Origin of the sequence: Sphingomonas sp. ASV193 (genome assembly GCF_040203355.1) — a bacterium.
Lineage (GTDB): Bacteria > Pseudomonadota > Alphaproteobacteria > Sphingomonadales > Sphingomonadaceae > Sphingomicrobium.
This window is the reverse complement of record NZ_JBEHBW010000003.1, coordinates 66,705-85,650: the sequence shown is the minus strand read 5'-3', so window position 1 is coordinate 85,650 and position 18,946 is coordinate 66,705. Positions and strand designations below refer to the sequence as shown.

The following is an 18,946-nucleotide window of genomic DNA, read 5'->3' as shown; positions in this document are numbered from 1 at the left end:
GGGCGCGCATGACCGACCAGAATCCGCTTCCGCCCGTCCCGCTCAGCTATCTCGACCCCGGCGACGGGCGGCGAATCGCGATCCGCCACCGCGCCGCCACCCAGGCGATGCCGACCGTCGTCTTCCTGCCCGGCTACGCGTCGGACATGGAAGGCGAAAAGGCGAGCGCAATCGACGCCTATTGCGCCGCGCGCGGGGCCGGCTGCCTTCGCCTCGACTATAGCGGCACCGGCTCGTCCGCGGGCAATTTCGCCGACGGGACGATGGGCCGATGGCTCGACGAGGTGCTCGCGGCGATCGACATGGCGGTGCCGACCGGCGACCTGATCGTCGCCGGCTCGTCGATGGGCGGCTGGCTCGCGGTCCACGCGGCGCTTCGCCGCAAGGACCGGGTCAAGGGGCTGCTGGGCATCGCCGCCGCGCCCGACTTCACCGACTGGGGCTATAGCGACGAGGAACGCGCGGCGATCGTCCGCGACGGGCGGATCGACCTTCGCGACCCGAACAGCCAGGACGTCCAGACCACCCACGAAGGCTTCTGGCGCTCGGGCGAGGCGTTCCGCCTGCTGTGGAACCCGATCGACCTGCCGATCCCGGTGCGCTTCGTCCACGGGCTCGCCGATCACACCGTCCCGATCGGGGTGCCGCTCAAGCTGATCGACCAGCTCCATTCATCCGACGTCCAGATCCGCTTCATCAAGGGTGGCGGCCATCGTCTCAGCGAGCCGCATGAAATCCACGCGATCCTCGTCGAGCTGTACAATCTGGTGGAACTGATTCGATGATCGCCCTCTTGATTGCCGCCGCGCTCGCGGGTGCCGCCCCGACCTGTAGCGAGGATTCGACCGGCCTCCTGTGCCAGGCGCTCGCCGCCTCGGATTCGCAGAAGTTCGTCGACGCGGCGGGGCTGTTCGAACGCGCCGCCGACGCCTCTCCGGTCGGCAACCCGCGCACCCAGCGGATGTGGGCCGCGGCGGGCAACATGTGGATCGCCGCGGGCCAGCCGGCCAAGGCGGCGGCCGATCTCGACAAGGCGCTCGCCGGCGACGGGCTGCAGGCCGAACAGCGCGGGCTGGCGCTGCTCGATCGCGCGCGCGCCGCCGAGGGGCAGGGCGACCTCGCCGCCGCGCGCCGCTTCGCGACCGAGGCCGCGCCCAATGCCGACAAGGACCCGTTCTACTGGTATTTCTCGGCCGCGCTCGCGGTGCGAGAGAACGACCTCGGGACCGCGCGAAGCGCGATCGCGCGGGCGCTCGCGCTCGGCCCGGGGCTCGCCGACGTGCTGTTCGAGGCGGGTTATATCGCCCACCTCGGCGGCAAGGACGAGGAAGCGCGCGACTATTGGACCCGCGCCGCCGCCGCCGACGCGGGCGGCCCGGTCGCGGCCTCGGCCAAGCGCGAGCTCGACGCGCTCGGCGCGAAGATCCCGCCCGAGCCGAAGACCGACCGCTAGAGGGTTGAACTTCCCGCCCCCTGCGCTGATCTTGCGGGCATGAACTATCTCCACACCATGCTCCGCGTCGCCGATCCCGACGCGACAGTTTCGTTTTTTGAACAGCTCGGACTGCGCGAGATGCGCCGGATCGAGAATGAGCGGGGCCGTTTCACGCTGATCTTCCTCGCCGCGCCGGGCGACATGGTCGAAGGGAGCAACAAGGCGAGCGCCGAGGTCGAGCTGACCTACAACTGGCCCCCTGCCGACGGCAGCGCGCCCGAGGAATATCGCGGCGGCCGCAACTTCGGCCACCTCGCCTACCGCGTCGATGACATCTACGACACGTGCCGCCGGCTGCAGCAGGCGGGGGTGACGATCAACCGCCCCCCGCGCGACGGGCACATGGCGTTCGTCAAGTCGCCCGACGGGATCTCGGTCGAGCTGCTCCAGGCGGGCGACCCGCTTCCCCCGGCCGAGCCGTGGGCGTCGATGGAGAATGAGGGCAGCTGGTGAGCCTGACCGTCGTCGCGGTCCCGGCCTTCGCCGACAATTACCTTTGGCTGGTCCATGACGAGGCGAGCGGCGAGACGGCGGTGGTCGACCCCGGCGACGGCGAGGCGGTGCTCGCGGCCGCGGCGGACCGCGGGTGGACGATCGGGCAGGTGTGGAACACCCACTGGCACCCCGACCACACCGGCGGCGACCAGCGAGTCAAGGACGCGACCGGGGCGACAGTGTTCGCACCCGAGGCCGAGCGCGAGCGAATCCCCGCGCTCGACGAGCCGCTGGCAGAGGGATCGACCGTCCGGCTCGGCGATCATGTCGGCAAGGTGTGGGCGGTCCCCGGCCACACGCTCGGCCATGTCGCGCTGATATTCGAAGACGATGGCATCGCCTTCGTCGGCGACACGCTGTTCGCGATGGGCTGCGGGCGGCTGTTCGAGGGGACGGCCGAGCAGATGCACGGCTCGCTGACGCGGCTCGCCGCGCTCCCGCCCGACACGAAGCTCTACGCCGCGCACGAATATACGCTGTCGAACGCGCGCTTCGCCATCGCCGCCGAGCCCGATAACACAGCGATCGCCGAGCGTCTCGCGGCGGTCGAGGCGATGCGCGCGCGGGGCGAAATGACCCTGCCCACGACGGTCGCCGCCGAGCGCGACACCAACCCGTTCGTGCGTGCCGGAAACGCCGACGAGCTCGCGCGTTTGAGAAGCTGGAAAGACCGTTTCTGAAAGCCGGCGTTCAGCTTGCGCGGAATAGAAACGGTTCCGAAAGGACCTTGCCATGAACAAAGCGCTGCTGCTCCTCGCCGCCCTCCCCGCCGCCTGTGCCCAATATCCGCAGGACGCCGCCTATGTTGACGGCGAACAGGTCCGCCTCGCGCAGGACCTCGCGGTCCGCACCCCGGGACGCCCGCAAACCTGCCTGTCGTCGACGGTGACCAACGCGCAGGTGAGCGCGGTCGGCGACAAGCTGGTCTATCGCGACGGCAACCGCATCTACGTCAACCGCGTCGGCATGGGCTGCCACGCCGCCGCCTCGCCCGGCAACGTGCTGGTGTTCGAGAAGTTCGGCAGCTCGCAGTCGTGCCGCGGCGACATCGTCAAGGTCGTCTCGACCGGCGGCGGGATGTACGCGGGAAGCTGCGCGCTCGGCGATTTCATCCCCTACGCGCTCCCCGGACAGCGGCTCTGACCTACCGCTTGTAGAGGGCGGCCAGCCGCTCGCCATAGACCTTGCCGATGACGTGGCGGCGGATCTTCATCGACGGGGTCAGCATCTCGTTGTCGACCGAGAAGGCCTCGTCGGCGATGATGAACCGGCGCACCTTTTCGATGACGCTGAGCTCGGCATTGACCCGGTCGACCGCCTTTGCCAGCCGCTGCTGCAGGTCGGGCTTTCCGGCGAACTCGGCCTCGGGCACCAGCAGCGCGACGAGGTGCGGCTTGCGATCCCCGTAGACCATCGCCTGCGCGATCTCGGGCTGGAGCGTCAGCATCCCCTCGATCCGCTGCGGCGCGACATTGTCGCCCTTGTCGTTGACGATCAAATCCTTCTTGCGGTCGGTGATGACGATCCGGCCACGCGCGTCGAGATGGCCGACGTCGCCGGTCGCCAGCCACCCGTCGACCAGCACGCGCGCGCTCTCTTCCTCGTTGTTCCAATAGCCGTGCATGACATTTTCGCCGCGCACCATGATCTCGCCGTCCTCGGCGATCCGCACCTCGGTCGCGAGCAGCGGCGGGCCGACCGTTTCCATCTTGATCCCCGCCTTGGGCCGGTTGCAGCTGATCACCGGCCCCGCCTCGGTCTGGCCGTAGCCCTGGAGCATCGGCAGCCCCATCGCCTGGAAGAACAGCCCGACCTCGGGGTTGAGCGGCGCGCCGCCCGAGACCATCGCCTTCATCCGCCCGCCGAACTTGGCGCGCACCTTCTTGCGCAGCGTCAGCGAGAGCAGCCCGTCCATCGGCGCGTCGATCAGCCGGCCCTTGCCTTGGGTGCGGCGCGACTCGATCCCCAGCGCGCGGCCCAGCAGATAGGCGGGCAACCCGCCCTCCTTCTCGATCGTCTTGATGATCCGCGCGCGAAGCATCTCGAACAGGCGGGGCACGACGACCATGATCGTCGGCTTCACTTCCTCGATGTTGGCGGCGAGCTTTTCGAGGCTCTCGGCGTAGTAGATCTCCGCCCCCAGCGCGACCGGGAAATGCTGCCCGCCGGTATGTTCGTAGGCGTGGCTGGCGGGGAGGAAGGAGAGGAATTTCTCCTCGTCCCAGCCGAAGTCGTTGGCGATGACGTCGATGCACGCCGCGCAATTGTGCAGGATCATGCCGTGGTGCTGGCGCACCCCGCGCGGCGCGCCGCCGGTGCCGCTGGTATAGATCAGGCAGGCGAGGTCCTCGCGCCCCGCCCCCGCCATCCGCGCCTCGACCGCGCCGACGTCGGCATCGCCCGCGACCATCTCGTTCCAATGGTGGAACTGGGCCACGTCGGGCGACTGGCCGGTCAGTATGTCGTCGATCGAGATGACGTGGCGGCAGCTCGATTCGAACAGCACCGCCGGAAGCAGCGGCTTGGCCAGCTTCTGGGTCGACACGATCACGGCCGCCGCGCCGCTGTTGTTGAGGATATGCTGGTGATCGCGCGTCGTGTTGGTGGTGTAGGTCGGCACCGTCACGCACCCCGCCGCCATGATGCCGAGATCGGCGATCAGCCACTCGGGCCGGTTTTCGCTGACCAGCATCACCCGGTCGCCGGGGCGGATGCCGATCCGCTTCAGGCTGTCGGCCAGCGCCGCGACCTGCCGCGCCGCCTCGGCATAGCTGGTCGCCTGCCACCTCCCCCCGCGCTTCGCCCACAGGAAAGGTGCGTCGCCGCGCTCGCGGGCACGGGTGAGGAACATGGTCACCAGGTTGGGAAATGTTTCGAGCTGGGTTCGCGCCACCCGGACATCCTCTCGTTGAGCGCGTCTCTTGGCGGACGCTACGGCACGCCTGTTAGGCGGATTGCCGCCCCCGCGCCAGCCGCCTAGGTTCGCGCCCCATGCGCTTCCTCGCCCCGTTCGCCGCCCTGCTCCTCGCCGCCTGCGCGACCACCACGAGCGCGCCGCCACCGCCCGCGCCGCCACCCACTCAGCCGGTCGCCGCGACGGTCCAGCCCTTCGTGATCGCCGCCAACCCGCTCGCCGCGCGCGCCGGGGCCGAGGTGCTTCGCCGCGGCGGCAGCGCGGTCGACGCCGCGGTCGCGGTGCAGGCGATGCTCGGGCTGGTCGAACCGCAGAGCTCGGGGCTCGGCGGCGGCGCGTTCATGACCTATTTCGACGCCGCCAGCGGCAAGCTCACCGTCTACGACGGACGCGAGGTCGCCCCGGCGGGCGCGACGGCGACCATGTTCCTCGGCGACGACGGCAAGCCGCTGCCGTTCGCGACCGCGGTGCTCAGCGGTCGATCGACCGGCGTCCCCGGGGCGGTGGCGATGTTGGCCGAAGCGCAGCACGACCATGGCCGCCTGCCGTGGCGCAGCCTGTTCGGCGACGCGATCCGCACCGCGCGGGGCGGCTTCACCGTCAGCCCGCGCCTCGGCAAGCTGATCCACGGCGATTTCCCCGAAAATGCCGCGCCCGACGTGCGCGCCTATTTCGCGCGGCCCGGCGGGGGGCTGCTCGAAGCGGGCGACACGCTGCGCAATCCCGCCTACGCCGATTTCGTCACTCGCCTCGCCGACCAGGGCCCGTCGGCGCTCTACGCCGGAAGCACCGCGGCGAAGATCGTCGAGCGGCTCCGGCAGGACGCGCGACCCTCGTCGATGACCATGGCCGACCTCGCCGCCTATCGCCCGGTCAAGCGCGAGGCGCTCTGCTCGCCGTGGCAGGGCTATCGCGTCTGTTCGCCCCCCGCCCCGGCGAGCGGGGTCGGGCTGCAGGAACTGCTCGGGCTGCTCGAGCGCACCGACATCGCCCGGCGCGGCCCCGGCGATCCGCAGAGCTGGTACCTGTTCGCCGAGGCGAGCCGGCTGATGTACGCCGACCGCGACCGCTACGTCGGCGACCCGGCCTTCGTGACGGTGCCGCAGGCCGGGCTGCTCAACCCCGCCTATCTGTCACGCCGCGCCGCGCTGATCGCCCCGAGCGCATCGCCCGAGGCGCCGGCTCCGGGAGACCCCGCCGGTGCCCCGATCGCCGCCGCCGACCGAACGCTCGAGCCGACCGGCACCTCGCACCTCATCGTCCGCGACGGTGCGGGCAATGTCGTCAGCATGACCACCACGGTCGAATCGATCTTCGGCAGCGGGCGGATGGTCGACGGCTTCTTCCTCAACAACCAGCTGACCGACTTCAACTTCGCGCCGACCGACGAGCAGGGGCGCGCGTCCGCCAACGCGGTCGCGCCGGGCAAGAAGCCGCGCTCGTCGATGGTGCCGACGATCGTGCTGACCCGCGATGGCCGGTTCGCCGGCGCGTTCGGCTCGGCCGGGGGGAGCGCGATCCTCGCCTATGTCGCCAAGGCGATGGTCGCCTCGGTGATGTGGCACGAGCCGATGACCCAGGCGCTGGCCGAGCCCAACCTCGTCGCGCGCGGCACCGCCTTCCAGGGCGAGGTGACCAGGTTCCCGCCCGCGATCCTGGCCGCGCTCAAGGCCAGGGGAATCGACCTCAAGCCCGGGCAGGGCGAGGACAGCGGACTGACCGCGGTGATGATCCGCGAGGGCGGCCGCGTCGACGGCGCCGCCGACCCGCGCCGCGAGGGGATCGTCGCCTACCCCTGAGGATTGAGGTCGACGATCGAGCGCATGCCTTCGCGCGCTACCCGTTCCTCAAGCCCGCGGACGATCCGCCGCGCCAGCCCCGGTCCCTCGTAGACCAAAGCCGAGTAAAGCTGGACGAGGCTCGCCCCGGCACGAAGCCGCTCCCACGCATCGTCGGCGCTGGCGATTCCCCCCGCAGCGACCAGCGGCAGCTCCCTGCCGGTCGCGACCCGGAACGCCTTGAGCTGGGCGAGCGCAAGCGCCCTTAGCGGCGCGCCCGACAGCCCGCCCTGCTCGCCCGCGTGGCGCGAGCGGAGCGGCGGGCGCGACAAAGTGGTGTTGGCGACGATCAGCGCGTCGATGCCATGATCGACCGCCGCGCGCACGATCCGCTCGGGATCGCCCGCCGAAAGGTCAGGGGCGACTTTCAAAAACACGGGCGGCCCGCCCGGTGCCCGCGCCTCGCGTACCGCCGCGAGCAGCTCGGCAAGCTCGCCCCCCGCCTGGAGGTCGCGCAGGCCCGGCGTGTTGGGCGAGCTAATGTTGACCGTGAGGTAATCGGCGACCGGCGCCATCCGCGCCACCCCCTCGGCATAGTCGGCGATGCGGTCGGCGCTGTCCTTGTTCGCGCCGATGTTGACCCCGACGATCCCGCGCCGCCGCGGCGAGAGCCGCGCCAGCGCCGCCTCCTGACCCAGGTTGTTGAACCCCATGCGGTTGATCACCGCACGGTCCTCGGCCAGCCGGAACAGCCGCGGAGTCGGGTTGCCCGCCTGCGGACGCGGGGTCAGCGTCCCCACCTCGACGAAGCCGAAGCCGAGCCCGAGCATCGCCTCGGGCACCTCGGCATCCTTGTCGAAGCCCGCCGCCAATCCGACCGGGTTGGGGAAGCGAAGCCCGGCGACCCCGGTCTCGAGCGTTGGCGTCGCGGGCGTCGCCGGCGGCGCGCCGGTGCCGGTCCGCAGCTTGAGCGCGCCGATGGTTAGCCGGTGCGCGCGCTCGGGATCGAGGCGGAAGACCAGCGGACGGAGCAGCGGATAGAGCATGCCGCCGTCGCTAGCCGGTTGCGAATCCCGCGCCAAGCGCCTAATTGCGACCGGAAAGCTCCTATTCGATGCGCCTGACCCACCTTGCCGACTATGCGGTCGTGATGATGACCGCCGCCGCCCGCCGTGGCGACGGCGCTCGCCTCAGCGCGACGGCACTCGCCGACGAGACCGGGGTGCCGCTGCCCACCGCGCAGAAGCTGATGCAGCAGTTGTCGCGTCACGGGCTGCTGACCGGGCAGCGCGGCGCGGGGGGCGGCTACGTCCTCGCCCGCGACATCGGCGCGATCAGCCTCGCCGACATCGTCGAGGCGGTCGAGGGGCCGATCGCGCTGACTCAATGCGGGACCAGCGAAGGCGTCAGCGACTGCGCGCTCGATTCGATGTGCCGGGTGAAGCCGCACATGGGCGTGGTCGGCGCGAAGGTGCGCGGCGCGCTCGACGCGGTCAGCCTGACGGAGCTCGCGCGATGAACGAGGAAGTCGTGACCAACCAGCAGGCGCGCGAAGCGCTCGCCAAGGATTATGAGTGGGGCTTCGTTTCCGAGGTCGAGCAGGACTTCGCGCCCAAGGGGCTCAGCGAAGACACGGTCCGCTTCATCTCGGCCAAGAAGGGCGAGCCCGAATGGATGCTCGACTGGCGGCTGAAGGCCTATCGCGCGTGGCTGGAGATGGAGGAGGTCGACTGGGCCAAGCTCGACATCCCGAAGATCGACTACCAAGACGCGTACTATTACGCCGAGCCGAAGAAGAAGCCGTCGCTCGCCAGCCTCGACGAGCTCGACCCCGAGATCCGCCGCACCTACGAAAAGCTCGGCATCCCGATCGAGGAGCAGAAGGTGCTCGCCGGGGTCGAAGGCGCGCGCAAGGTCGCCGTCGACGCGGTGTTCGACAGCGTCTCGGTCGCCACCACCTTCCGCGAGGAGCTGCTCCGCGCCGGGGTGATCTTCCTGTCGATCTCCGAAGCGGTGAAGGAATATCCCGACCTCGTCCGCAAATATCTCGGCAGCGTCGTGCCGCAGCGCGACAACTACTTCGCCTGCCTCAACAGCGCGGTCTTTTCCGACGGCACTTTCGTCTACGTCCCCGAGGGCGTGAAGTGCCCGATGGAGCTTTCCACCTATTTCCGCATCAACGCCGAGAATACCGGCCAGTTCGAGCGGACTCTGATCGTCGCCGACAAGGGCAGCTACGTCAGCTATCTCGAGGGCTGCACCGCGCCGATGCGCGACGAGAACCAGCTCCACGCCGCGGTGGTCGAGATCTACGCGCACGAGGATGCCGAGGTAAAATATTCGACCGTCCAGAACTGGTATCCGGGCGACGCCGAGGGCAAGGGCGGCATCTTCAACTTCGTCACCAAGCGCGCGCTGTGCGCGGGCGACCGCAGCAAGGTCAGCTGGACCCAGGTCGAGACCGGCAGCGCGATCACCTGGAAATATCCGAGCTGCATTTTGAAGGGCGCGGACTCGGTCGGCGAATTCTACTCGGTCGCGCTGACCAACAACCGCCAGCAGGCCGACACCGGCACCAAAATGGTCCACATCGGCGCCGGCAGCCGATCGACCATCGTCAGCAAGGGCATCTCGGCGGGGCGCAGCGACAACACCTATCGCGGGCTGGTGCGGGTGATGCCGGGCGCCGACAACGTCCGCAACTTCACCCAGTGCGACAGCCTGCTGCTCGGCGCCGACTGCGGCGCGCACACCGTCCCCTACATCGAGGTCCGCAACCCGACCGCGACGATCGAGCACGAGGCGACCACCAGCAAGATCAGCGAGGACCAGCTGTTCTACGCCCAGGCGCGCGGCCTCGACACCGAAAGCGCGGTCGCCCTCATCGTCAACGGCTTCGCCCGCGAAGTGCTCAAGCAACTGCCGATGGAGTTCGCCGTCGAGGCGCAGAAGCTGCTCGGGATCAGCCTCGAGGGGAGCGTGGGGTGAAGACCTTGTACACCGACAGGTACGCCCTTCGACCGGTTGCGTGGACGTTCCTGGGCACGACTTTCCTTCTCAAGTCCTCGTGGCCGCCGAAGGACCTTTGGTCGCTTGCGCAAAGCATCAGTGCGCTCGTGTTTTTCGGGCTGGCCATTCGCGATGTCCTGCGGCGGATGAAGGCGCGAAAGGAAGGGCGCGATCCCTCGATCTACAAGGTCGTCGACGATGGCCGCGACCCTCTGCCTTCGCCGACACCGTCGAATCCAAGAATAGAGAGCCTTCCGACCCAATGATCCCCCTCCTCCTCTTCGCATCCGCCCTTTCGGTCGAGGACTTCGGCGCGCTCGACCAGGCGATCGACAAGTGCGATCGCGGCGCGGTGACCCCGACCTTCGCGTCGGACCAGTCGCGGCGCAGCGCGTTCATGACCGCCGCCTATGCCGAGGAAGCCGCGATCGTCGGCGCCCGCGCCGACCTTCGCGCGCGCCAGGCGCTGCTCCGCGCGGGCAAGCCGATGGCGGGGGACAACGACCGCGCGCTCGCCAACGCCTCCGCCGCGCTCGACGATCGGCAGAAAAGCCTCGACGACCAGCGCACGCTCGAGGCGCTCCGCGTCGAGGCGATCGACGTCAAGCGCCGCTATTACCTCGCCAAGTGCGCGAGCGGGAAAGACTGATGCTGACCATTACCGACCTTCACGCGACCGTCGCCGGCAAGCCGATCCTGAACGGCCTTTCGCTCACCGTCCCGGCGGGCGAGGTGCACGCGATCATGGGTCCCAATGGCGCGGGCAAGTCGACGCTCGCCTACACGCTCGGCGGCCGCCCCGGTTACGAGGTGACCGGCGGCAGCGCGACCTTCGACGGTGCCGACCTGCTCGGCCTCGATCCGCACGAGCGCGCCGCCGCCGGGCTTTTCCTGGGCTTCCAGTACCCGGTCGAGATCCCCGGCGTGTCTTACATGCAATTCCTCAGAGAATCACTCAATGCCCAGAAGCGCGCTCGCGGAGAGGCTGAACTTTCGGGCGGGGAATTCATCCGGCTTGCACGTGTGCAAGCCGAGACGTTGGGCATGGACGCCGAGATGCTCAAGCGCCCGGTCAACGTCGGCTTTTCGGGCGGCGAGAAGAAGCGCGCCGAGATGGTGCAGATGGGGATCATGAGCCCGAAGCTCGCGATCCTCGACGAGACCGACAGCGGGCTCGACATCGACGCGCTGAAGGCGGTCGGCCACGGCATCAACGCGATCATGCGTGGAGCCAACAAGGCGGTGCTGCTGATCACCCATTACCAGCGGCTGCTCGACTATGTGAAACCCGACCGCGTCCATGTGCTGAGCGCCGGGAAGATCGTCCGTTCGGGCGGACCCGAACTCGCGCGGGAGCTCGAACGCGAAGGTTACGCCGAGGTCGCCGCATGACCGCGCTGCCGACGCGCCGGGACGAAGCGTTTCGCTACGCCGACATCGCCGCGCTCGGTGAGGCGTGGGATGCGCTCGCGCCAGTCGAGACGACGCAAATTGCTGCGCAGCAAAGCCTGCAGCAAATCTGGCTGCCGAGCGGAAACGACATCGACGTCCGCCGCGCGAATTTCGACGTCGCCGCCGGCGCGACTCTCGACCTGTTCCTGCTCGCCACCGCGTCGCGCTACGGCCGGTTCGAGATCGACGTGACGCTGCGTGAAGGGGCCGCTTTCGCGCTCGACGCGGCGATGATCGGTGGCGGGTCGGCGACGCTCGAAATCGTCACCACCGTCCGCCATGTCGAGCGCGATGCCTCGTCGCGCCAGACGGTCCGCAGCGTGCTCGGCGACACCGCCACCGGCAGCTATCTCGGCAAGGTCGCGGTCGCGCGCGGCGCCGACGGGACCGATGGCGAACAGTCGGTCAAGGCGATGCTGCTGAACCGCGGCGCGACCGCCAACGCCAAGCCCGAGCTCGAAATCTACGCCGACGACGTCAAGTGCGCGCACGGCGCGACGGTCGGCGAGCTCGACCCGAACCAGCTTTTCTACGCGATGGCGCGCGGAATGGACCCGGCGACCGCAAAGGCGGTGCTGCTCGACGGTTTCGTCGGCGGGCTCTGGGATTCGCTCGACGAGGATAGCGCGATCGCCGCCGCCGCGCGCGCCGCGCTGCGCGAGGTGACGCGATGACCGCGCACGCGCCGATCGCCGCGCCGCTCGACCTTCGGGGCCAGTTCCCCGCGATCGGGCCGGGCTGGCATTACCTCGATAGCGCCGCGACCGCGCAGAAGCCGCAGGCCGTGATCGACGCGATCACCACCGCCTACGCCCGCGACTATGCCACGGTGCATCGCGGCGTGTACCAGCGCTCTGCCGAGATGACCGGCCGGTTCGAGGCCGCCCGCGCCGCCACCGCGCGCTTCATCGGCGGGCAACCCGACGAGCTGGTCTTCACCCGCGGCGCGACCGAGGCGATCAACCTCGTCGCCCAGCGCTTCCAGAACGGCACCCGCAAGCGCGTCCTCGTCAGCCAGCTCGAGCATCACAGCAATATCGTCCCGTGGCAGCTCGCCGGCTACGCGCTCGATGTCGTGCCGCTCAGCGCCGACGGGCGCATCGACCTCGACGCCGCCGAGCGGATGGCGAGCGAAGACCATGCGGTGATCGCGCTCGCGCATGTCTCGAACGTGCTCGGTTCGGTGCTCGATGCGCCCCGCGCGGCGCAAATCGCGCGAAAGGCCGGCGCGGCGCTGCTGCTCGACGGCTGCCAGGCCGCCCCGCGCCTTCCGGTCGACGTCGCCGCGCTCGACTGCGACTTCTACGCCTTTTCCGGCCACAAGCTCTACGGCCCGACCGGGATCGGCGCGCTGTGGGGCAAGGCCGACCGGCTCGCCGACATGGCGCCGTGGCAGGGCGGCGGGGCGATGATCGACCGCGTCACCTTTGCCGAAACAACCTATCTCGACGCCCCCGCGCGGTTCGAGGCGGGCACCCCGCATATCGTCGGCGCGGTCGGCCTCCACGCCGCGATCGACTGGGTCGAAGGCATCGGCCGCGACCGGCTCCACGCGCACGAGGCCGCGCTCGCCGCCGCCGCACGCGAGGCGCTTCGGGCGATGAACGACGTCACGCTCTACGGACCCGACGACAGCGCGGGGATCGTCAGCTTCAACGTCGATGGCGTCCACGCGCACGACGTCGGCACGATCCTCGACGATGCGGGCGTCGCGGTCCGCGCCGGCCACCATTGCGCCCAGCCGCTGATGGACCATCTAGGAGTCGCGGCCACCGCCCGCGCCAGCTTCGCCGCGCATGGCGGCCCGGACGATGTCGAGGCGCTGGTCGACGGCCTCAAGCGCGTGAAACGGATATTTCGATGAACGAGGAACGCAAGATCGAGATCGAACAGGTCGACGCGGTCGACACCCCGCCGCGCGCCCGCGTGACCCCGGACTTCGAGCGCAAGCGCGACTATCTCGAGGGCTTCCTCGCCGCCGAGAAACCCGCGCTCGAGGCCAACGCCCCGGGCGGCGAGTTGCAGGAGGCGGTGATCGAGGCGCTGCGATCGATCTACGACCCCGAGATCCCGGTGAACATCTACGAGCTCGGGCTGATCTACGACGTCGCGATCACCGAGGACGGCGACGCGACGGTGACGATGACGCTGACCACCCCGCACTGCCCGGTGGCCGAAACGATGCCAGGCGAAGTCGAGCTTCGCGTCCTGTCGGTCCCCGGCATCCGCGACGCCGAGGTCAAGCTGGTGTGGGAACCCGCGTGGGACCCGAGCAAGATGAGCGACGAAGCCCGCCTCGAACTGGGAATGCTCTAACCGTCGCCCAAGGTGGTACTTTGGGCGAGGAAGAAGGAAGACATGGCTACACGAGTTCGTCCTGCCGCAATCACCCTCACCCCTTCGGCCGAGGAGCGCGTCGCCGACCTCATGAGCCGCGCGCCCGACGGGGCGATCGGGGTCAAGCTCTCGACCCCGCGCCGCGGCTGTTCGGGGCTCGCCTATTCGGTCGATTATGTGTCCGAGGCCAACCCGTTCGACGAGCGGATCGACACCCCCGGCGGCACCTTTTTCGTCGACGGGCCGAGCCTGCTCTACCTGATCGGCTCGACCATGGACTGGCGCGAGGACGACTTCACCGCCGGCTTCGTATTCGACAACCCCAACGCCAAGGGCGCGTGCGGGTGCGGCGAGAGTTTCACCGTCTGAAAATTGGAGACCGTCTGACCATCCGTCGCGCAAGCGAGGCGGATTTTCCGGCCTGGGCGGACTTGCTGACCCGGCTTCACCCCGCCATCCCGGCGTCCGAATTCACCGCCGACATCGCCTGGTGGAAGGCCAGCGGCGACCCGTTCGCCTGCTTCTTCGCCGAGGCCGAGGAGGCGATCGTCGGCTTCATCGACGCCCGCGTTCGCGGCTATGTCGAGGGCGCGCCCGGCGGCCGCGCGGCGTTCGTCGAGGATCTGTGGGTCGACGAGGCGCACCGCCGCTCCGGCATCGCCGCCGCGCTGCTGGACGCGGTCGAGCGATGGGCGTGCGACCTCGGCCTCGCGTGGCTGGGGTCGGACACGGTCCCCGAAAACACGGCCAGCCAGCGATGGCACCTCGCCCACGGCTTTAGCGAGCTCGAACGGCTGGTCGTCTACGGCAAGTCGCTCGATCAGAAGCCGAACGAGTAGCGGATCGCGGCGCCGAGGTCGGGGGCCAGCCCCGCGACATGGCCCGGATCGCGCCGCGCGAACAGGTTTCCGCTCAGCCAGCCGCGCCCGAACGCGGTGGCATAGCTAAGCTCGGCATCGACCTCGCGCCCGCTCGGGGTCAGCGACATGGTGTCGAGCGAGTAGGTCGGGGTCATCGTGTCGTAGCTCCACCCGGTCGGCAGCGTCAGCGCCAGCCCGCCGCTCGCGACCCGCAGCGGCTGCGAGATGCGCAGCCCGATCCGGTCGCTGTCATTGCGGATGCCGACCTTGGCGAGATCGAAGGCATAGGCGTCGGTCTGGAACGCGCCGCCGTTGAACCGCGTCCAGCCGCGCCGCGCCTGCACCGCCGCGCTGACCCCGCTGCCGAAGTCGTGGCGGAGCTCGCCGTCGACGAACAAGGTCGACGCCCCGCCCCCGCCGCCGAGCAGCCCGCCGAGCTTGCCGCCGAGCAGCGTGTCATGTTCCTGCAGCCGCTGGATGCCGAGCGAGCCCCAGCTCGAACGGCCGAAGCTCTTGTCGATCGTCGCGCCGGTCAGCGAATAGCGATGCGACAGCCCGTCGGCATATTGCTGGTCGATCGCGCGGCCCTGTTCGGCGCTGAACGACATGGCGAAGCCCTGCCCAAGCTCGCGCCGCGCCGCCACCGCCTGCGTCGGGCGCGCGGCGAAGCCGTTGGTCGCATTGCTGTCGCGCGCGACGAGGAAGGCGCCGCCCTCGGCCCCGGTGAGCTTGCGCTCGATCGCCTTGGCGCTGCTGCCGAAACCGAACGCGACCTGCGTCTTCGGATCGAGCCGGGTCACCGCCTGCGCCGCGACGAGCCGCGAGCGATAGGCGTCCTGCTCGCCGATGTGGAGCGGCGCCAGGTCGGCGCGATTGTCGGTGACCGAGACGCTTACCGCGACCGGGCCCGCCGCGACCGCGTTGGTGCGGATGTTGCCGCCCAGCGCCGCGCTTAGCGGCTTGGCCGCGCGCGCGGCGGTCAGCCGCTTGGCGAAGTCCATGGTGAAGGCGCGCGAATAGCCGTCGAGGATGATCGCTCCCATCTGGCGCCCCGCCGCGCTCGCCGCGTCGCCCGCCGCCGACGGCAGCGTGCCCGTGCTCTGCGTCAGGCTGACCGGGGTCTGCGACCCGGCGAGCGAGGTCGCGCCGATCGGCTGGAACGCCTTGGTGATGTTGAGCCGGCCGTGGCCGAAGGTGCTGTCGACCCCCGCCGCGCCGAGATCGTCGGCGGACTGATAGAGAATACTGACGATCTGCTGCCCGGTCAGGTTGGGAAAGGCCTGCGCAAGCAGCGCGACCGCCCCGGTGATGATCGGCGCCGAAAAGCTGGTGCCCGACCAATAGTAGTCCTTGCCGTCGTTCGAGATGGCGACGACCGAGTCGCCGAGTGCGGTGAGGTAGGAAGCGCTGCTGGTCCCGGCGAGGTTCGAAAAGCTCGCCATCTGGGTCAGGCTCTGGTCGAGCGCCCCGGCGATGATGACCGAATTGGGCGCCGCCGCCGCCAGCCCAGCGCCGAACGCGTCGGGATTGCCGCTGTTCGCGGTCGGCCCGTCGTTGCCCGCCGAGACGACGATGACGATGCCCTTGGCGACCGCCGCGTTGATCGCGCTGATCACCACCTGGCCCGGCGCGTCGCCGCCCAGCGACAGGTTGATCACCCGCGCCCCGGCATTGGCCGCGGCGGTGATCCCCTTCGCGATGGCGTTATCGTAGAACTGGCACCCCGGGTCGGTGCCGGTGGTGTCGGCGCAGGTGCCGGGCGCATCGGCACGCTCCATGACGATGGTGGCATTGAACGCCACGCCGACTTCGTGCGCGCCGTTGCGCGCCGCGGCGGCGGTCGATGCGACCCCGGTCCCGTGGCCCGCTTCGTCGGCCAGCGCCCGAGTCCCCGCCACGTCGCCGCTCGCCGGGTCGATCCGCCCCGCGAACTCGGCGAGCGAGGTGTTGATCCCCGAATCGACGATGCCGATCTTGATCCCGGCCCCGGTCGCCCCGGCCTGCCACGCGCTGATCGCGTTCGACGACACCGCCGCGTTCGAATCGCGATACTCCACCGTGTTGAAGTTGGTCGCGGTAGGCGTCGGAGTGGGCGTAGGCGTAGGGGTAGGGGTAGGGGTCGGCGTCGGTGTGGGCGTAGGGGTCGGCGTCGGAGTGGGCGTAGGGGTCGGCGTCGAGATCGGCCCACCCCCGCCCGAATCGCCGCCACAAGCCGACAAGGCGAGCATCAGCGCGCAGGCCGTCGTTGCCATATATCGGTTCATTTTCGCCATACCCCGCCCAAGTAACTGAAATAGCTACACTATTGAGCAACGATATGCCTAATCAAAGCTTTCCGTTTGATGAAGGGAAAATGTCGACTATCCGCCGTTTCCGATGGACCTGCGGCTTTCCGACATCGGCGACTGGATCTTCGATCTCGACAATTGCCTCTACCCGTCCGCCAGCCGGCTGTTCGAACTGATCGACCAGCGCATGACCGCCTATATCGAGCGGCTGCTCGGGGTCGACTGGGCCGAGGCGCGGCGGATCCAGAAGATGCATTTCCACGGCTCGGGCACCACGCTCGCGGGCCTGATGAAGCACCACGACGTCGACCCGCACCATTTCATGGCCGATGTGCACGACATTCCGCTCGACCGCGTCCTCCCCGACGACCGCCTTGCCACCGCCATCGCGCGGCTGCCGGGGCGCAAGTTCATCCATACCAACGGCAACGCCGATTATGCATGGAAGGTGCTCGACCGGCTCGGGATCGCGGCGCAAGTCGATCATCTCCACGACGTCTTCGCCGCCGACCTCGTCCCCAAGCCCGAACTCCACGGCTACAAGAAGCTGCTCGACCAGTTCGCGATCGATCCGGCGCGCGCGGTGATGGTCGAGGACATGGCGCGCAACCTCGTGCCCGCCAAATCGCTCGGCATGACCACGGTATGGGTCGACAACGGCAGCGAACGCGGTAGTCACGATTTCGACCCGGCCGTGGTCGACGTCGTCATCGGCGACGTCGGCGAGTGGCTGACGCAAATCCTCGAGGAACAGGCGGCATGAGCGAGCTTCAGACGATCATCGACGGCGCATGGGACCGGCGCGAGTCGCTCGATCCGACCGACCCGTCGCTCAAATCCGCGGTCGCCGAGGCGATCGGCCTGCTCGACCGCGGCGAGGCGCGCGTCGCCGAACCGGTCGAAGGCCAGTGGCGCGTCAACCAGTGGCTCAAGAAGGCGGTGCTGCTGAGCTTCCGGCTCAACCCGATGCAGCCGATCGCGGGCGGTCCCGGCGGCGCGCCGTGGTTCGACAAGGTCGACAGCAAGTTCCTCGGCTGGGACGAGGCGGCATTCAAGGCGGCGGCGTTCCGCGCGGTGCCGGGCGCGATCGTCCGCAAGGGCGCCTACATCGCCCCGAACGCGGTGCTGATGCCCAGCTTCGTCAACATCGGCGCGCACGTCGGCGAAGGGACGATGATCGACACTTGGGCGACGGTCGGCAGCTGCGCGCAGATCGGGCGCAACGTCCATATTTCGGGCGGGACCGGGATCGGCGGGGTGCTCGAACCGCTCCAGGCCGGCCCGGTGATCGTCGAGGACGACTGCTTCATCGGCGCCCGCAGCGAGGTCGCCGAAGGCGTGGTGGTCGAACGGGGCGCGGTGATCAGCATGGGCGTGTTCATCGGCGCCTCGACCAAGATCGTCGACCGCGCCACCGGCGAGGTCGTCTACGGCCGCGTCCCGGCCTATTCGGTGGTCGTGCCCGGAACGCTGCCCGGTAAGGACGGCGGCCCCGGCCTCGCCGCCGCGATCATCGTCAAGCGGGTCGACGAACGCACCCGCAGCAAGACCTCGATCAACGAGCTGCTGCGCGACTAGTCGAGGTCGCTGCAGTCCCCGCCGATGCGCTGGGCCATTGGACCGGCGCGATAGCCGAGTTCGGCGGGTCGCTGGCCGATCAGGTAGCGTGCGACCTCGCCGTCGCCGGTTCTCACCTCGACCGCCCAGGCCGGCTCGGCACGCGTGCCGACAGTGACCTTCTCGACGCCGACGACACGGACCGAAAAGGTGCCGAAGCCCTTGTCGTACTGCCACGTCGGCACCGTGAACGCGGCGCCGTCGCGAAGCGGGAGCGCGGCAAAGGTGATGCCCCAGAGGTTGCCGTCGACCACCGCGTGGTCGAGCGCCACGTCGATCGGCCGACGGCCCGATGCATCGAGCCGGCTGCCAGTGATCCGGCCCGGCGAGTAGCGCAGCGACAGCCTATGCCAGCCCGGCGCGTCGACCGTTGCCCCGCGCCGGCTGTCGAATAGGATCGGCGCCAGCGTTCGCCGCGCGACGATGAAGTGATCGCGCATGTCGAACGATCGGCCGACCCGCTGATGGACGACGATGTCGAGTGCGTCCTGCCCCGCGAAGCGGAGCCGGCGGACTCGCTGAAAGGTCTGGCCGATCGAGGCCCCCGACCGTTCGATCGCGAAGCAGGTCGATCCGGTCGGAATCCGTCGTCCGTCGAGCGGGGCGGCCGCCAATTCCGTCGTACCCGCCATCAACATCGCGATCAGCATGTCCGGCCTCCTCGTTGTTCAGATGGCCGGTGTTGGGGGTAGGGTGGTCGC

The 18,946-nt window shown here is 69.4% G+C and carries 22 protein-coding genes; 18 read left to right on the top strand and 4 right to left on the bottom strand.

Features of this window, described 5'->3' with window-relative positions; translation table 11 throughout:
• Positions 1-8 precede the first annotated feature (8 nt).
• The 5 genes from ABDK56_RS06645 to ABDK56_RS06625 are packed head-to-tail and all read left to right on the top strand — an operon-like array spanning position 9 to position 3,133.
• Positions 9-785 (top strand): alpha/beta hydrolase, encoded by a 777-nt coding sequence (locus ABDK56_RS06645; protein WP_349807402.1) that lies wholly within the window; start codon positions 9-11, stop codon positions 783-785.
• Positions 782-1,453 carry a tetratricopeptide repeat protein gene (locus tag ABDK56_RS06640; RefSeq protein ID WP_349807400.1) on the top strand — a complete coding sequence of 224 codons (672 nt, stop codon included), beginning with the start codon at positions 782-784 and terminating at the stop codon, positions 1,451-1,453. Before ABDK56_RS06645 ends, ABDK56_RS06640 begins: the two co-directional genes overlap by 4 nt.
• A gap of 39 nt (positions 1,454-1,492) precedes the next feature.
• The gene (locus tag ABDK56_RS06635) at positions 1,493-1,948 is read left to right on the top strand and encodes a VOC family protein (RefSeq protein ID WP_349807399.1); all 456 of its coding nucleotides are present in this window, start codon (positions 1,493-1,495) and stop codon (positions 1,946-1,948) included.
• Positions 1,942-2,670, top strand: coding sequence for a hydroxyacylglutathione hydrolase (gloB, locus tag ABDK56_RS06630; RefSeq protein ID WP_349807796.1), 729 nt, complete (start codon positions 1,942-1,944; stop codon positions 2,668-2,670). Before ABDK56_RS06635 ends, gloB begins: the two co-directional genes overlap by 7 nt.
• Before the next feature lie 52 nt (positions 2,671-2,722).
• Positions 2,723-3,133 (top strand): hypothetical protein, encoded by a 411-nt coding sequence (locus tag ABDK56_RS06625; protein ID WP_349807398.1) that lies wholly within the window; start codon positions 2,723-2,725, stop codon positions 3,131-3,133.
• 1 nt (position 3,134) lies between these two features.
• On the opposite strand, the gene ABDK56_RS06620 is transcribed toward ABDK56_RS06625, so the two are convergent.
• Complete coding sequence (locus ABDK56_RS06620) at positions 3,135-4,841, bottom strand: AMP-dependent synthetase/ligase (protein WP_349807795.1); 1,707 nt, start codon at positions 4,839-4,841, stop codon at positions 3,135-3,137.
• A gap of 140 nt (positions 4,842-4,981) precedes the next feature.
• Between ABDK56_RS06620 and ABDK56_RS06615 the strand changes: the two genes are divergently transcribed.
• A complete protein-coding gene (locus ABDK56_RS06615) occupies positions 4,982-6,703 on the top strand; it encodes a gamma-glutamyltransferase family protein (protein WP_349807397.1) in 1,722 nt (573 codons plus the stop codon).
• On the opposite strand, the gene ABDK56_RS06610 is transcribed toward ABDK56_RS06615, so the two are convergent.
• Positions 6,694-7,728 (bottom strand): quinone-dependent dihydroorotate dehydrogenase, encoded by a 1,035-nt coding sequence (locus tag ABDK56_RS06610; RefSeq protein WP_349807396.1) that lies wholly within the window; start codon positions 7,726-7,728, stop codon positions 6,694-6,696. The two genes, ABDK56_RS06615 and ABDK56_RS06610, sit on opposite strands and share 10 nt — an antisense overlap.
• A gap of 68 nt (positions 7,729-7,796) precedes the next feature.
• Here ABDK56_RS06610 and ABDK56_RS06605 point away from each other — a divergent pair, with 68 nt between their 5' ends.
• The 10 genes from ABDK56_RS06605 to ABDK56_RS06560 are packed head-to-tail and all read left to right on the top strand — an operon-like array spanning position 7,797 to position 14,319.
• On the top strand, positions 7,797-8,201 hold the full coding sequence (locus ABDK56_RS06605; RefSeq protein ID WP_349807395.1) for an SUF system Fe-S cluster assembly regulator: 405 nt from the start codon (positions 7,797-7,799) through the stop codon (positions 8,199-8,201).
• Positions 8,198-9,670 carry a Fe-S cluster assembly protein SufB gene (gene sufB / locus ABDK56_RS06600; RefSeq protein WP_349807393.1) on the top strand — a complete coding sequence of 491 codons (1,473 nt, stop codon included), beginning with the start codon at positions 8,198-8,200 and terminating at the stop codon, positions 9,668-9,670. Before ABDK56_RS06605 ends, sufB begins: the two co-directional genes overlap by 4 nt.
• A gap of 5 nt (positions 9,671-9,675) precedes the next feature.
• Positions 9,676-9,957 carry a hypothetical protein gene (locus ABDK56_RS06595; protein WP_349807392.1) on the top strand — a complete coding sequence of 94 codons (282 nt, stop codon included), beginning with the start codon at positions 9,676-9,678 and terminating at the stop codon, positions 9,955-9,957.
• Positions 9,954-10,340 carry a hypothetical protein gene (locus ABDK56_RS06590; RefSeq protein WP_349807391.1) on the top strand — a complete coding sequence of 129 codons (387 nt, stop codon included), beginning with the start codon at positions 9,954-9,956 and terminating at the stop codon, positions 10,338-10,340. The genes ABDK56_RS06595 and ABDK56_RS06590 overlap by 4 nt, the downstream gene beginning before the upstream one ends.
• Positions 10,340-11,083, top strand: a complete 744-nt coding sequence (gene sufC / locus ABDK56_RS06585; RefSeq protein WP_349807389.1) for a Fe-S cluster assembly ATPase SufC — start codon at positions 10,340-10,342, stop codon at positions 11,081-11,083. The genes ABDK56_RS06590 and sufC overlap by 1 nt, the downstream gene beginning before the upstream one ends.
• On the top strand, positions 11,080-11,817 hold the full coding sequence (locus ABDK56_RS06580; RefSeq protein WP_349807388.1) for a SufD family Fe-S cluster assembly protein: 738 nt from the start codon (positions 11,080-11,082) through the stop codon (positions 11,815-11,817). The genes sufC and ABDK56_RS06580 overlap by 4 nt, the downstream gene beginning before the upstream one ends.
• A complete protein-coding gene (locus tag ABDK56_RS06575; protein ID WP_349807387.1) occupies positions 11,814-13,007 on the top strand; it encodes a cysteine desulfurase in 1,194 nt (397 codons plus the stop codon). The genes ABDK56_RS06580 and ABDK56_RS06575 overlap by 4 nt, the downstream gene beginning before the upstream one ends.
• Positions 13,004-13,459 (top strand): SUF system Fe-S cluster assembly protein, encoded by a 456-nt coding sequence (locus tag ABDK56_RS06570; protein ID WP_349807386.1) that lies wholly within the window; start codon positions 13,004-13,006, stop codon positions 13,457-13,459. The genes ABDK56_RS06575 and ABDK56_RS06570 overlap by 4 nt, the downstream gene beginning before the upstream one ends.
• Positions 13,460-13,501: 42 nt before the next feature.
• The gene (locus tag ABDK56_RS06565) at positions 13,502-13,849 is read left to right on the top strand and encodes a HesB/IscA family protein (protein WP_349807385.1); all 348 of its coding nucleotides are present in this window, start codon (positions 13,502-13,504) and stop codon (positions 13,847-13,849) included.
• Complete coding sequence (locus ABDK56_RS06560; protein WP_349807384.1) at positions 13,819-14,319, top strand: GNAT family N-acetyltransferase; 501 nt, start codon at positions 13,819-13,821, stop codon at positions 14,317-14,319. The genes ABDK56_RS06565 and ABDK56_RS06560 overlap by 31 nt, the downstream gene beginning before the upstream one ends.
• Here the strand turns inward: ABDK56_RS06560 and ABDK56_RS06555 are convergent.
• A complete protein-coding gene (locus ABDK56_RS06555) occupies positions 14,301-16,397 on the bottom strand; it encodes a S8 family peptidase (protein WP_349807383.1) in 2,097 nt (698 codons plus the stop codon). The two genes, ABDK56_RS06560 and ABDK56_RS06555, sit on opposite strands and share 19 nt — an antisense overlap.
• A 319-nt stretch (positions 16,398-16,716) precedes the next feature.
• Between ABDK56_RS06555 and ABDK56_RS06550 the strand changes: the two genes are divergently transcribed.
• The gene (locus ABDK56_RS06550; RefSeq protein ID WP_349807382.1) at positions 16,717-17,391 is read left to right on the top strand and encodes a pyrimidine 5'-nucleotidase; all 675 of its coding nucleotides are present in this window, start codon (positions 16,717-16,719) and stop codon (positions 17,389-17,391) included.
• A complete protein-coding gene (gene dapD, locus ABDK56_RS06545; protein WP_349807381.1) occupies positions 17,388-18,206 on the top strand; it encodes a 2,3,4,5-tetrahydropyridine-2,6-dicarboxylate N-succinyltransferase in 819 nt (272 codons plus the stop codon). The genes ABDK56_RS06550 and dapD overlap by 4 nt, the downstream gene beginning before the upstream one ends.
• Here the strand turns inward: dapD and ABDK56_RS06540 are convergent.
• Entirely contained in the window at positions 18,203-18,895 is a 693-nt protein-coding gene (locus tag ABDK56_RS06540; RefSeq protein WP_349807379.1) for a DUF3108 domain-containing protein, read from the bottom strand. The genes dapD and ABDK56_RS06540 overlap by 4 nt on opposite strands.
• Positions 18,896-18,946 lie beyond the last annotated feature (51 nt).